Annotated in this window: 13 protein-coding genes; 8 read left to right on the forward strand and 5 right to left on the reverse strand. The window is 46.5% G+C overall.

Annotated features, from left to right (window positions below):
• Window positions 1-53: 53 nt before the first annotated feature.
• The gene (locus A6049_RS17360; protein WP_063565874.1) at window positions 54-1,814 is read right to left on the reverse strand and encodes a cellulase family glycosylhydrolase; all 1,761 of its coding nucleotides are present in this window, start codon (window positions 1,812-1,814) and stop codon (window positions 54-56) included.
• Between the two features lie 97 nt (window positions 1,815-1,911).
• A complete protein-coding gene (locus tag A6049_RS17365; RefSeq protein ID WP_063565875.1) occupies window positions 1,912-2,388 on the reverse strand; it encodes a DUF4385 domain-containing protein in 477 nt (158 codons plus the stop codon).
• 115 nt (window positions 2,389-2,503) lie between these two features.
• Between A6049_RS17365 and A6049_RS17370 the strand changes: the two genes are divergently transcribed.
• The 4 genes from A6049_RS17370 (at window position 2,504) to A6049_RS32645 (ending at window position 6,635) form a co-directional block, all read left to right on the forward strand.
• Entirely contained in the window at window positions 2,504-2,971 is a 468-nt protein-coding gene (locus A6049_RS17370; RefSeq protein WP_063565876.1) for a YfbM family protein, read from the forward strand.
• 100 nt (window positions 2,972-3,071) lie between these two features.
• A complete protein-coding gene (locus A6049_RS34415) occupies window positions 3,072-3,203 on the forward strand; it encodes a hypothetical protein (protein ID WP_256716703.1) in 132 nt (43 codons plus the stop codon).
• 211 nt (window positions 3,204-3,414) lie between these two features.
• Window positions 3,415-4,920, forward strand: a complete 1,506-nt coding sequence (locus A6049_RS17375) for a copper amine oxidase N-terminal domain-containing protein (protein WP_240321478.1) — start codon at window positions 3,415-3,417, stop codon at window positions 4,918-4,920.
• 245 nt (window positions 4,921-5,165) lie between these two features.
• Complete coding sequence (locus tag A6049_RS32645; protein ID WP_095206137.1) at window positions 5,166-6,635, forward strand: GNAT family N-acetyltransferase; 1,470 nt, start codon at window positions 5,166-5,168, stop codon at window positions 6,633-6,635.
• 83 nt (window positions 6,636-6,718) lie between these two features.
• Here the strand turns inward: A6049_RS32645 and A6049_RS17385 are convergent, their stop codons facing one another.
• Genes A6049_RS17385 through pdxR form a run of 3 tightly spaced genes read right to left on the reverse strand, consistent with a single transcriptional unit; the run spans window position 6,719 to window position 9,557 of the window.
• Window positions 6,719-7,177: a GNAT family N-acetyltransferase gene (locus A6049_RS17385; protein ID WP_063565877.1), complete on the reverse strand. Its 459-nt coding sequence runs from the start codon at window positions 7,175-7,177 to the stop codon at window positions 6,719-6,721.
• Window positions 7,174-8,094: a D-alanine--D-alanine ligase gene (locus tag A6049_RS17390; RefSeq protein WP_063565878.1), complete on the reverse strand. Its 921-nt coding sequence runs from the start codon at window positions 8,092-8,094 to the stop codon at window positions 7,174-7,176. Before A6049_RS17390 ends, A6049_RS17385 begins: the two co-directional genes overlap by 4 nt.
• Before the next feature lie 11 nt (window positions 8,095-8,105).
• Complete coding sequence (pdxR, locus tag A6049_RS17395; protein ID WP_063565879.1) at window positions 8,106-9,557, reverse strand: MocR-like pyridoxine biosynthesis transcription factor PdxR; 1,452 nt, start codon at window positions 9,555-9,557, stop codon at window positions 8,106-8,108.
• A 672-nt stretch (window positions 9,558-10,229) separates the two neighbouring features.
• On the opposite strand from pdxR, the gene A6049_RS17400 reads away from it, so the two are divergent.
• From A6049_RS17400 to A6049_RS17415, 4 genes are all read left to right on the forward strand, one after another.
• The gene (locus tag A6049_RS17400; protein WP_063565880.1) at window positions 10,230-10,586 is read left to right on the forward strand and encodes a nucleotide excision repair endonuclease; all 357 of its coding nucleotides are present in this window, start codon (window positions 10,230-10,232) and stop codon (window positions 10,584-10,586) included.
• Window positions 10,587-10,865: 279 nt separating this feature from the next.
• Window positions 10,866-11,615 (forward strand): Bax inhibitor-1/YccA family protein, encoded by a 750-nt coding sequence (locus A6049_RS17405; protein ID WP_063565881.1) that lies wholly within the window; start codon window positions 10,866-10,868, stop codon window positions 11,613-11,615.
• A 273-nt stretch (window positions 11,616-11,888) separates the two neighbouring features.
• Window positions 11,889-13,106: an AraC family transcriptional regulator gene (locus A6049_RS17410; RefSeq protein WP_063565882.1), complete on the forward strand. Its 1,218-nt coding sequence runs from the start codon at window positions 11,889-11,891 to the stop codon at window positions 13,104-13,106.
• Between the two features lie 49 nt (window positions 13,107-13,155).
• A complete protein-coding gene (locus A6049_RS17415) occupies window positions 13,156-14,202 on the forward strand; it encodes an ABC transporter substrate-binding protein (RefSeq protein WP_095206138.1) in 1,047 nt (348 codons plus the stop codon).
• Window positions 14,203-14,439: the final 237 nt, after the last annotated feature.

The raw sequence follows: 14,439 nt of genomic DNA on the forward strand, positions 1-14,439 counted from the left end.
CAGCAGAGCCCATTGCAATCAACGGGTCGTACAATCCCAACCCGCGAACAGGCTCAATTTCGTACCTCGCCAGTCACCTGATTTCCGTTCTTAATCAGAGTGTAGCGAATGAGCTCACTACTCCAGAAGTGAAATGTCAGCTCGATCTGTCCAGCGTGCAGTTCTTTGAGCCAATCGGGCTGTAGCTTAATTTCATTCGTTTCATAAGAAGGAGCAAATGTGGTCAAGAATTCCTTATACGGTGTCCAGTCCTGTGGCGCTGTGTTCTCACCGGATGTATACACAGCCTCCATCGTGGCAAGCTGATCACCTTGAAACTGGGTGGGAATGGAGAAGGAGTCTACTATACCTGTTGCGTCGCCCAACTCGGGCTCCGTGGACACAATCACATTCCATTTCCATTTTGCACCCTGATTGAACTTCGCTGTGAGTATCCCATTGTTCCCAAGCTTCTGAGTTGAGCTGATCATCCGGGATAACGCAGTGGATTTGACGGTTAACGTGTTGCCACTGAACGAATAATCCGTGCCAGCTTTCAGCATCTCCTCACCCGCATACAGGGCAACCAGCTTGTTTCCGTTTAACTTGATCGTCAATGGTCTGTCTCCCACAGGCGAACCTTGTCTGAAATAGAGCAGATCGCTTTCTCCTACGGCAGAACGTCCTGTCCAGGAAGCTTGGATCATCTGAAATAAATCCGGGTCAGCCCACTGGAATGTTTTTCGATTCAGATGCTGACCATTGTCCCATAACATGGACGTGATCTTTTTTTCTTTTAACTGATGACCGATGAACTCAAAATATTTCAGCTTCTCTCCCTGTTCGATGACATCCGTATGTTTGTCAAAACCGAGCAGGCCGTATTCGCCCAGAATAACCGGAATACCTTGAACAACTAGCGTGTTGTACACATTATTGAACGTGCTGGCCGCATCATTTTTCGTATCCGTATCGAAGGTGGTATGCCCTGCAATGTTGACGCTGAACGGCCAATATCCGTAATAATGCACCGTAGCAATCAGATTGTGATCCTTCAGCCCCACTATTGTCTGCCGCAAACTGTCGAGTCTCACCTGTGTTGGTGAACCTTCCAGCGTAGGCAGGACCAACGGGCGCTCGCTGTTATTTCCACCTGTTTGCCGTACCAACTTAACAAATGCAGTGTTCAATTCATGCAAAAGCTCCAACTGCCGTGCCTCATCAATATTGCTGCCCGAGCCCATATCTCCGGCATTTGTTGCTCCGCGGTTAAAGCGCGGTTCGTTAACACTCTCGAACATCAGCTTACGCGGTTCATCTTTAAACTGCTTGGCAATCTGAGTCCATACTGCTTTATAACGGGAAAGCACCTGATCGTGGTTATTCTCCAGTTGGCTGATCCAGAGATAGGAATCATGGTGAACGTTCACGACGACATAGAGGTTGGCATCCAGCGCCCATTGGACAATCTCCTGAACACGAGCCATGTAGGCTGGATCAACAGTGTAGTCTGGTGCGTCCCCAATATGCCCATCCCATGTGACGGGAATACGAATACTTCGGTATCCCTGAGCAGCGATCTGCTGTATCAGTTCCCGGGTAACTCGCGGGTTGCCCCAATACGTTTCATCAGGTCCGACCGTATCCAGAGAATTTCCCAGGTTCCATCCCGGCTGCATCCCGTCAACATCGCTTTGTAGCGGGCCAAAGGCTGTCATTTCATGTTGTCTGGCAAGTTCAGACTTGGCTGCAGAGGCAGGCAAAGGAAGCAGAATAAACAGACACAGGGTGATGCAAACAAGTGCTAGGACGAAATGGTGGCTAGGTGGGTTCATGAGGGCTCCTTTGGATGGGTATACATCGTTAATCTCGTGTGTGAAGCTTGATGTATTGCATTATATCAAAATGAACGTCTGCATAAATCATGTATTTTCACCCATGCTTCTGCGCGTTCTCCGACTCGTACTTTTCCCGGTGCTCCTGCTTCATTTTCACATAATCCGGATCCGTTTTGGCGATCTCCCATTGTGCTTTGAAAATGGCTGCTGATTCAGCCTTCACCTTATCATTCTGATAAGGCAGGATGGAGCCGTCCTCCTTCGAGTATTTGCGTCCGCCTTTATGATTCGTATACCGCCTTGCCCGCGTATAGCCCATTTGCAGAAACTTGCGTGCCATATCCATACCGACAAAGTCATCCTTTTTCTTATACTCCAAAAATAGTTCGTAGATCTTCTGCGAGGATTCTTTCGCAATTTCAGGTGTTTTGAACCGCCAGTGCGGTAGAATCTCGCTTTTGTAGGGCTCCACCATTAATACTCCTTGCTCTCCCCTGCCAACGGTATACAGTTCAGGCTGCTTGCGCAGATCAAGCTCCTCGTAATTGAGGCTGTAATCAAACTTTTTCATGGATTCCGCTCCTCCTTGAAGATTATTGTTCCTTTCCACCTCTTTACCCCGATTCTTGTACAACATGCACGGTTAATGGGAAAGAAGAGAAGTACATACATAGGAGGGATAAGGTATGGGCATGTCCGGCAGATATCTTGTTGTCACCAAAGAATTGGTTGAATCCATTAAGTCAGGTGAGGTCAGTGTTCATGATTGTTCGGTCGAGCTGGATATCGATAAAATGTGGCAGATGCTTCAGTTTACGTTGACTGGTGAAGTGGTAGAGGGGCAGTCTCCTCTGGGATATGTGGTCCCTTTGGCAGGCGAACAATATCTGGGCAACTATTCAGACATGGATCTGTTCCTGCTGAACAATGAACAGGTGCTCGAGGCGTACATGGCGTTAGAACAACTGACACCTGAAGAATTGAAGAAACGGTTTAGCCTGGAACAAATGGTAGCTGAGGGCGTGTATCCTGTCATGGAAGATTGGGACGCAGAGGAGACATTCCAGGAGATCGTTCAGACACTAAATGATGTTCAGGCTTTATATCAGGCAACGGCTGCAAGCGGGAACGGAATTGTCTTTTATATTTTCTAAGTTCCCACCTCTGTCTGTTTAATTTTTCATTATTCCGGTTATTGATAGAAACAAGGCACAGATTGTTGCCTAAAATCCGGTAGAAGAGAGGGAATACGATATGACACAAGACCAGAATGAAGAGAACAAAGCCATTCAAGACGACGAACCGGATCAATTTGAAACCCCTGCACGTACCGATGGTAAAGAATCCGATGAGGACACTGAGGCAGAGGATACGAAAAAAGAATAAACTGAACTGTTTATGATTGGACTAGGCATAGTGTTGTTGAAGCCAATTACACCAAATTTTAAATATACGTCATACCCGAGGTCGGACCATCGTTCGGCCTTTTTTTGGTATTTATTTACCGATCCGGTTTACAACAATTACCTATAACCCTCATAATAGGAGTGAACCACATTTTTCCTAAGGAGGAGATCGTATCAAAAATCACAAGCTATTGAAGTGGATTGCCGTACCACTCGTTTTGATGATGGTTACGCTTACGGGATGTCAGGCCGTAGGTGGCGTAGATATTAGCAAAGCCGTTGTCAACAGCACAACCGTCAAGTCGGGTGAATCCAAACAGTCGATGCATATAAAAATTGAACCTACAGCAAACCTCGTCGATGAGGATGCGCTTCAAATGATTGAACTCATTAATTCCGTTTCATTGGATATTGAAGATGCCAAAGTGAAGGACTCCAACACGGCGTCTGTCAAAGGTACACTGAGTATGCAAGGAAAGAAATTACCTTTCCATCTGTCGATGGATAAATCGGAAATGGTCATTGATGTAGACGGAGCGCAAAAGCCTCTATACATATCTTTGGAGGATGACACACTTCCTATGCTAGATACGAAGGCGTTGGAGAAGCAGATCGAGGAGCTTTCCCCGAAATTGCTGACCTTTGCGCTGAAGCATTTGTCCAACCCGAAAAATATTTCCGTAACGCCGGTACAGGAATCGGTTAACGGTGAATCGCTGAGCCTCTCCAAGCTGCATGTGGAGATCAGTGGAGAAGAGCTTCTTGCCATGGTTAAACCGTTTCTGACAAGTGTTGCTCAGGATGAGCAAGGACTCAAGGATCTGATTGGAGATCTGTATGATGTGTTCTACCCTATCCTCGTTACATTCAACACGGTTGATATTGGCGACGGCAGTGCCCTTCCTTCTACGATTAGCGAATCACGGGATGCCGAAGTTGCTTCATTGTATGAAATGATTAAGGGCGGTCTTGACGAGATTCTTGCCAATTACGACAAGGAACTAGCCAGCTTGTTGACCGAAACACCTGAATTGAAGACGGTGTTCGGAACTGAGACCAATCTCAAATTGGACTTTTATCTAGACAGCGCACTGAATATCCGTAAACAGAATTATGATTTCAAAGTAGCGTTGCCTGCTTCTGAAGATCTGCCAATCAAATCGGTATCCGTATATGGTGACAGTGAACTGTGGAATATTGGTGGACCAGTAACTGTGGATGCCGTGGACAAAACGGCTGGTGCAATTGATCTGATGCAGGGAGATATCACTCCAGGTCAGATGTTGCGCAATTTTGATTCCAATTCACTTGTGTATCAGCTGTTGAAGGATGAAGCGGGAATCACCCGTAAATATGTCATGTTGTATCCGGACGACGAAACCTATGGCGCAGTCACTGTTAAAAATACAACATTTGTTCCTCTTCGTTATCTGTCCGAGGAATTGGATGCTGAAGTGAAATGGACCAAAGGGTCGGATAAAATCGTCGTTATTGACGATATCACCGGCGATGAGATTGTCCTGACTGTGGGTTCCAAGAAGGCCACCGTTGCAGGCAAGGAAGTAACAATGGTCGAACCTGCTTATGTGGGCAAAAACGGCAAAACTTACGTCCCGCTGCGCTTTATGGCCGAATCTCTTGGGGCATCTGTAGATAAGGAAAAAGAAACAGGCTGGATTTTCATCGACCGGCCATAAGTAAGATTTGCATGTGAGTCTTAGGTTGAGAGGGGATTTCAGAGTATGCCAGATTTCTCGTAATGATCATGAAAGAACACAATGAAAAAATTCCGTTAGACCATTAACGGGATACGTGTGTCCTTTTTGACCCATTACGAGGAGCTTCGGCGTTTCTGAAATGATGAAACGAATCGGGGAGTGCCTCTATTAGAGGTGCTCCTCTTTGTCGTGTCATCCCAAATAAATCCCCAGAGGTGTTATATATGAAAAGTCAATTAATCATCCAATCCAGTTCAATTACATTACGTCCACTAACGCTGGAAGACCAGGGCGCGCTGTACGCATTAACCCGACAACCGGAAATCACGGATATTCTTCCCGAATGGAGGATGACAGAGGAACAGCTGCATGGTTTTCTGCAATTTGTTGTTGGCAGTTACGAGCAGTTCGATCCGAAAGATGTACGGGTCATGCTGGCTGTTGTACACAACAAAGATCAGCAAATCATTGGCTGGTGTGGTGTATTTCCCAATGACATGCTGGATAGTGATGATCGTGAAGTGGCTTACGCCATTTCACGGGATTATCGGAATAAAGGGTATATCACAGAAGCAGTGAATGCCTTAACGACATACTTATTTGAACATACTCTATTGGATCGAATTGTGGGTATTGTAAAGCCGTTTAACCAGCCTTCACGCAAGGTGCTTGAGCATGCTGGATTTCGTTATGTCTCTCGCAGAAAACTTTCGGATCAGGCAGACTACGATTATTTTGAGCGACATAAAGTACAACCGGCACCAGCATCTTCACTGGGGCTGCAATCTCTAGTTCAGCTTCGTCGTGCACGCCATGAGGATGCTGAAGTGCTCACGGAGATATGCACCAGAGCCTTTGATCATGCGATCAGGGTCTGGGCTAAAGGAGACACAGTTCCGGACAGCAACCTTTGTCCACCAGGCTATTCGTCTGTTCGTATGCACAGTTACGTGATCCGTGAATGGGGCTATTACGTTATAGAATGGGATGGATGTACCATTGGTGGAGTCAGTGTCAATGTATTGGGAAGCAGGCATGCGAGACTGGATAAAATCTTTATTGATCCCGTTTGTCATGGTCGGGGTATAGGATCTCAGGTCATCAGGCTTGTTGAGGCCGAATTCCCGGAGATTGGGATATGGAAGCTGGAGACGTCGGGAAGACAGCGGGATAATCATCATTTTTATGAGAAAATGGGTTATATCTGTCTCTATGCGTCTGAAGATGAATATGGATATGAGAAAATCATAACAATAGAGCCTGTGATCCAGCTCCCATCCGAGGAAATATCCAATGTTAAGGATGAGACGGTTACTGAATTTTACCAAGCTGATCTGGATTCACTTCGCTTCAGCACCAGCAATCTTCGGGATATCCGGATGACCGATTGCAACCTGAGTGGGGGCAAATTCACCAATCTGAATATGACCAACATATTATTGGCCGATTTGCGTTTAACAGATAGCAAGGTTGAATTCTGTGCTTTGGATGGTGTTCATTTTCAGGATACACACCTCGGCGCAGACAGAGCACCCATGCGTTGGGAGCATTGTGACCTCAAGGGCAGTCATTTCAATGACTGTAATCTATCCGGCGTACAGTTGGAACAGTGTCAGGTGGCAGGAATGAAGATTAATGGCGTGGCTGTAGAGGAGTTACTTGCTGCGTATGAATCCATGAAGGCCAAAAGATAATTTACTTATAGCGAAATAGAGAACGCCCGTTTCCGACCTTTGTGTCGGAAATGGGCGTTTTTTTGATGTTACTTTGTAAACAGTCAGCTATGCTGCAAAGCCTGCGGCTTTTTGCTAAAGCCGGTGCTTCCCGCGGTAAAGCCCATCTGTTGGTAGAATTCATGCGCAGCTTCACGATCCGGGCGATTGCCGCTGTTTAGAGACAAGGAATCCACGCCATGAGTGGCTGCCCATTGTTCTGCTTCCAGAATAAGCTGACGACCGATGCCGGAGCTTCTGAACTGGTCATGCACGATAAGAGCCATAATACGGCAGTGTCTTCCGTTTTTTTCATATAGATAAGATGTTTGGAGGCCAATCAGTCCAACGACACGGCCACGGACCTCGGCAACCAACGTTGCAAAGTTTGAATCCGCAGCGATGTGCGAATAACGCTCCTTCATCTCGGCATACGTGGTTGGGTAACCGAGTTGATCCATAAGAATGACCATATCTTGCAGATCTTCAGAGGAACTGTTACGAATCGTTACATTCAGACTCATGATCGAGTTGCCTCCTTTTGGCGTTCTATTAACGAGAGATCAATAATGGAATCCAGCAAACTGGCAAAGGAGATACCAGCAGCGGCTGCACTTTTGGGCAGCAGGCTATTTCGGGTAAGACCTGGCAACGTATTCACCTCAAGCACATAGGGCATGCCATCCCGAATCATCATGTCCACGCGAGCATAGACACTACATTTCAACACCCGGTAACAGGTTAATGCCGCAGCTTCTACACGTTTATGCAAATCCGCAGGCAAATGGACGACCTGCTCCTCAGCGCCGCCATCATTATATTTGGAGGTGTAATCGAAAAAATCGGCATTTGAACGAATCGAGATAACAGGAAGCATCTGACCATCCAGAACGGCGCAGGTAATCTCCTCACCCTCAATATATTGCTCAATCATGACGACTTCGTCCCAGACGAGAGCCGCTTCTACAGCCGCATGAAGAGCCGAGGGTTCTTGCACCACTTGCGTGCCGATACTGGAACCGCCTGAATTGGGCTTTACCACAACGGGATACGTTAACTGCTGCACAGCGACTGATGACAATTCATCCAGACTGCTTACCTGAAGCCACTCGCCAGTAGGTACACCCGCATGCTGGATGAGGCGTTTGGACATATCTTTGTCCATGCATACGCTGCTCGCGAGGACACCACAGCCTGTGTAAGGAACACCCAGCGACTCCAACGTACCTTGAATCGTACCATCCTCGCCATATTTGCCGTGCAGAGCGAGCAGTGCCACATCCAATCCTGCGGCTTTGTCAATGAGATCTCGTTTGCTGTTGATCTCCACCGGAATAACCTCATACTTCTGTCCATCCAGATGGTTCATCATCTCCCGTCCGGTGAGCAGAGAAACATCCCGCTCCGAAGATGTGCCACCCATAATAACGCCAACTTTCATGTTAATCCTCCTCATTTCATTTGAGCAACCGTCTCGCCGATGATGCGAATACCTTTGCGAATGTTCTCATCGCTGACTCGGGAGAAGCCCAAACGCATCGTGTTTTGTCCCTGGCCTGGTTCAAGATAAAAGGTATCCCCGGGCATGAAGGTAACGCCTTTTGCCTTGCAAGCCGCCAGCAGCTCCCTCGTGCGGTATTCTGGTGGGAATTGTACGAACAGGTGAAGTCCGCCTTCACCGGAAACCCGGCACATTGGCAGATACTGCCGCAAGCAACGGACCACCAGTTCATATTTTCGCTTGTACTCTGTACGGGCCCGCTTCAAATATTTCTCGAAATTGCCGTTGCTCAGATATTGATAGAGCAGGGACTGGTCCAGCGTCGAGGTATGAATGCTGCGCGCCCGTTTCATGCTTTCCAGGTAATCAATCAGCGCCGCATCCGCAATGACCCAGCCTACACGCAGTCCCGGAAACAATATCTTGGAGAAGCTGCCCAGATACACGAGTCCGTTCCCTTTGCCCACACTGGCAATCAGAGGGGAGACATGGGAACCGGAATAGCGCAGTTCCTCGTTAAAGCCGTCTTCAATAATCGGCACCTGGTACTGGTTCATCAACCGAATGATCTCTGTCCGTTTGGCAGGTGATGTGACGATCCCGGTTGGATTGTGGTAGGAGGGCACGAGATAGGCCAGATCATACGGGTTGGCTGCAAGTTCCCGTTCCAACTGCTTTAGGTCCAGACCATCTGATTCCATATCCACACCGGTGAGATGGAATTGATGAAGTCTCAGATTTTTAACAGCGGTATGATGTGTCGGGTTTTCACACAGGGCCCTGCCGCTTTTTTTGCGAAGTGCGCCCAGTACCAGATCAAAACCTTCAGTAAATCCGTTGGTAATCAGAATATCTTTGCCGGATAGGTCGACACCTTTATTTTCCATATAGCGCAGCAGATACTTCATAAGAGGTCTGTAGCCTTGTGCATATCCGTAATTCAGTAGCACTTCCCCTTCAAGCGACATCCGGTCGAGAAAGGCTCTTTTGACATTGTGCATGTCGAACAGCTTCTCATCCGGCGCGATGCTGGTAAATGAAATCTCACCGCGCTCAGAGCCAGAGCCATGTTTCATCAGATCATACTGCTCCGCCTGGATTGCATAATCGCTGACACGTTCGTTCCAGTCCAGCTGCCACCCGGATGTTGCCTCAGGTGCATCAATGGTGGAGCTTACGTAATTGCCTTTACCTTTGACCGCGTAAATCAGGCCTTCCTCCTCAAGTTCAGCATAGGCCAGCAGAATCGTGCTGCGGCTTACTTTCATGAGTGTACTGAGTTCGCGGGTAGAAGGAAGCTTTTGTTTGGCTTGCAGGCCGCCTTTGAGCATCAATCGCTTCATATAATCTTTGACTTGTATATATACAGGGCGGTCCTCCGTCAGTTGCAGATCGGAATACATCCCATCACTCCCTCTTTTGCTATCTTGCCATATTATAAACCCCACAGAAAGAACCACGATACCTCTGTTTCCCTGCGGAGGTGGTTAGTTGTTTGCGCAAACGTAAAAAAGCCCTGGCATCATGCCGGGCTGGGGTGAAACGTGATCCATCTTTTATAGTGCTGCTGCTTATAACTTTCTAGGTTGGCGTTGCATGACTAGTCTCTCTAGGATCGATAGCTATCTGTCCTTCTACGTGTGTCTATTTACTCTCGTACGGCTATAATTGCAGGCTTTCTAGGTCAATCCAGTTCTATACTATCTTCGTTAAGCTAGGATCTTTCTACGTTTGCTTGCTGCAAGGGTCGAATAGATGATGAATCGTAAAGCTATAAAGCTAGGTTCTTGCTAACTGTACTCTTGTCGTGCGCACGTAACAGAATTCAGTATGAAAAAGATGATCAATCATAGGGTACAATAGACGGAAGTAGATATAAAGACATATGTCTTAGTGCCCAAATTCTTCCTCATACCCCTATAGTACCACTTTGAATCAGGGAAGTTAACCTTTTTTTTGAAATATTTGTCGTAATAGTTGAAAAAAGCTTGAATCTTGCTTCTTATTAATGAAATGGTTTCCCTTTATAATATATGATAGGATGTAAACCTATAGATAATGAGGAAGTGAACCTATTGATTAATATTACTGTGCCAACACCAGATGTCACCATCACGAAGCAGGCTGATCCACAGCTTAGCCACATTTATGGATTCACCGATTTCCACCTGATTACGCGGGAACAGGGCGGTATCTTTATGTTTTACAATGCTGCTGATGAGTTGTTATTTGTCGGGAAAGCACGAAAATTAAGACCGCGCATCAAGAAACATTTTGAAGATACCGTATCACCAATGAAGTCACACCGCGAGGAAGTAACCACCATTGAAGTGTGCGTTATTGAAGATCCGGTGGATCGCGAAATTTACGAGACCTATATCATCAACACGATGCGTGCGAAATACAATGTAGATAAAGTGTTGTACAAATAATTATCTCGAATATGCCCCAAGAGCGTTAAGAATTGGAATCAAATGATGGAATGTGCTGAATAAAGCGTAAAGTATTCTTCGCAAAGTTTTGGGACATATAGCCCATGCCTTGCGTCAACAGACAAGGATGTGATCTCCGGATTGCATCCCACGTCTGCCTGGAAGCATTAGAATTTATATTTTCAATATGCAATTTAATATGTAGTTCGTAGAAATGGCAATGTAGAACGTAGAGATGGTAGTACAGGATTAACCAAATACATAGAAGAGGTGATTGTTTTGATCGGACGTAGCGGTAACCCCACACTCAAAGATAGTACGTTTGAAGACTCCAGAGGCTATGGAGATGATCGATATCAGACTAGAATGACGATTAACGGTACGGTAAACAAGGCGTTTATTACGCTGGTAATCCTGCTGGGCAGTGCATTTGCATCTTGGATGATGTTTTTCAATGGGCAGGAAGTGCTTCCTCTTGCATATGGAGGGGCGATTGTCGGATTTATCCTCGCATTGATTATTTCATTCAAACCTGTTGCAGCGCCTTATCTTGTGCCGATCTATGCCGTTGCGGAAGGGATGTTCCTCGGAGCACTCTCGGCTACGTATGAATACTTGTATAACGGCATTACGCTGCAAGCTGCTTTGCTGACCATGGCCGTCTTTATTGCTCTGTTGATGGCATACAAGACAAGATTGATCAAAGCTACGGAGAATTTCAAGCTGGGGGTTGTGGCAGCAACCGGAGGCATCATGATTATGTATCTCCTCAGTTTTGTTCTTGGTTTTTTCGGGATTACCGTTCCCTATCTGCATGACAACAGCCTGATCGGAATCGGCATTTCTGTCGTTATCGTCATTGTGGCCGCACTGAATCTGGTACTTGATTTTGATTTTATTGAAAGTGGTGCCGATAACGGTGCTCCGAAATATATGGAGTGGTACGGTGCATTTGGATTGATGGTTACGCTGGTATGGCTGTATCTAGAAATTATTCGTCTACTCGGCAAGCTGCGGAGCCGGGATTAAATTCAATTCAAATTTTTACAAACTTAATGTTGCAAAATTCGTCATCAAAAGCTAACTCGTGCCCAAAACACGCAGTTAGCTTTTTTGCCTTTTACGGGATTGTCTTAACATCGAACTGTGTACATTCTTCCATATATGGATTGACTGTATGGAAAAGAATGTGATATTTTAATTGATAATGATTATCATTTTCGTTAGTCTAATATAGTACCGGCTTTATTGCCCTGTACATTTCATATCAAACCGATCAAGCAGATCGAAAGGAGTGGCCTCATGTTACTGGAAAATGATTCGCAGACCCCTGCGCACTTACCCGTTACCGGCCGCAGTCCCAAGACGGATCTTGCCAAGGTAAAAGTATATATGGATGAGCACTATGACGAACCATTGTCTATTGCGGATCTCGCCCACAAAGCCAATATCAGTGCGAAATATTTCGTGGACCTGTTCAAGAAGACCTACGGGCAGAGTGCAATGGAATATCTGACCGATCTTCGCATCAATCGTGCGAAACGATATCTGAAAGAAACAGGATACAAACTTCGTGAAATCGCGCTGAGAGTGGGCTATAGCGATGAGTATTATTTCAGCCGCAAATTTAAAAAAGAAGTGGGCGTATCTCCTTCGGATTATGCCAAAAATGCGAGAATACGCATCGCCACCTGCTCCTCCAGCATTATTGGACAGCTGCTGGCGCTTAATGTCATGCCTGTCGCTGCGCCGATTGACCCCAAATGGACCGCTTATTATTATAACGCGCACCGAACAGAGATTCAGTCACACTTGAGACTAACAGACCCGTATACCAGCTTGAGATTTGAAGCCAACGTGGAGCGTTTGGTTCATATCCGGCCGGACGCTATTGTCGGTACGGATCAGATCAGTGATCAGGATCAGGCCAAACTGGCTGAGATTGCACCTTGTTGTTTTGTACCGAAGTATCACTTGGATTGGCGTGCGCAGTTACGCATGATTGCTGCTTTTTTGGAGCGGGAAGAACAGGCAGAGCAGTGGATTAGCGTATACAATCAGCGAGTCGAGAAGGCACGGGATTCCGTAAAACAGAAAGTGGGGCGAGAGAAGGTCATCGTTGTCCGGGTGTATGGTCAGCACCTTTATCTGTATCGAAATCCGGGCATTGAAGAGGTGTTGTACAATAATGGATTACAACTGGAGACGTTTCCCGATGTTCAGGCCAACACACGGTTAACATTGGAACAACTGGCTGCGCTAAATCCAGATCGGATTCTTGTTATGGTGTGTCCTGAGGCCGCATCGCGGGCGTATTGGCTTAGTCTACAGCACTCGCCGGTATGGCGTCAGTTTAAGGCAGTAAGGCAATACCAGATTCATCTGATCACAGGTGACCCATGGTTTGACTACTCTGCCGTAGGCGTGATGCGCATGCTGGATGAAGCGCTCCTGATTTTCACGGGATATTGTCCAAATGTATATCTGGATAACGTCCATGGTGATTCGCGGGCTACATGACATATAATCCATCTATCTAAATGAGAATGTTTATCAAGGGGGATATGTCATGTTTCAACAGAAAAAAGGTAACGGACAAAGTTCCGTTCGTCCATTTCGTAGTACCGGTTTCTCGGCCTTGCTCGTACTGGTATTGATTACGGGTCTGCTGTCTGCCTGTGGTTCAAAATCAGAAGTTGAGGGAGAAGCACAGAAAGAGCAGCCAACAACGGAGGCTTCCACCACGGCCTCATCAGGGACTGCTGTAACCGAAGAGAACACGGAACAAACCAAAGGAGAACGAACTGTCAAAGATGATCTGGGACATGATGTTATCGTTCCTGAGCATACGGAGCGTGTTTTTGCACCTTATCTGGAAGACTCTCTGCTGACGCTAGGCGTTAAACCGGTAGCTCAGTGGGCGAGTGGTACGCAAGGCCATGTTTACCTTAAGGACCAGTTGAGCGGAGTGCCAACACTGGATTTCTCCAGTGGTTTGCCTTCTCCTGAAGCACTAATGGCGTACAATCCGGATTTTATTATTCTACACACGGCCCAATATGCTGAGAACGGTGTATATGAGAGTTATTCGAAAATTGCACCAACCTACGTATTTACGAATGCTTCGGGTGATGTAGAGAAGTCTTTGCAGGTGATCGGTGATCTGCTGGGCAAAACGGCTGAGGCCGAAAAAGCCATTGCAACATATCATGCGAAGGTAGATGATGCTAAGGCCAAGCTCGCCAAAGTTACCGAAGGCAAGAAAGCAGCGATCATTCGTTTTGCACCTCGCGGGATTAGTATGATGGGTGGTAACTACTTTAGTGGTTACGTGGTATATCAGCAATTGGGGCTTGGCAAGCCAACACTGGTACAAACGGAGAACAGCGCAACGGTATCGACCGAGGTGTTGCCTGAGATTGATGCCGACTTTATTTTCACGGTGGAACAGGGTCCGGGGAGCATGAAGGAAATGACGGATACCAAAGTATGGAATAGCATGCCAGCCGTTAAAGCTGGAAATGTGTACGCAGTAGAGCCAGCTCCGTGGCTGGGCGGTGGATTGATTGCTTATGGTCATGTCATTGACGACACGCTGAAGGCGTTAACGCAATAATAGAGGCAATCCATTGATGTATTGATCACAATATGAGAAATGTAGCTCCCTGCGGAGTGCCAGAAACCGGACAAATTCCAGCGTTTCAGGTATTCCGTGAGGGAGTTTTTTTATTTTAGGAGTAACCAAGTCAGTTACAGAAATGTGGGAATATGGAGATAATCAAAATCATTTCTGGATATCGTCCATGGGACAGCCGGATTTACTCTTTTATAATTGGTAATGAGAATCAATCTC

Origin of the sequence: Paenibacillus sp. O199 (assembly GCF_001636635.1) — a bacterium.
Classification (GTDB): Bacteria; Bacillota; Bacilli; order Paenibacillales; family Paenibacillaceae; genus Paenibacillus; species Paenibacillus marchantiae.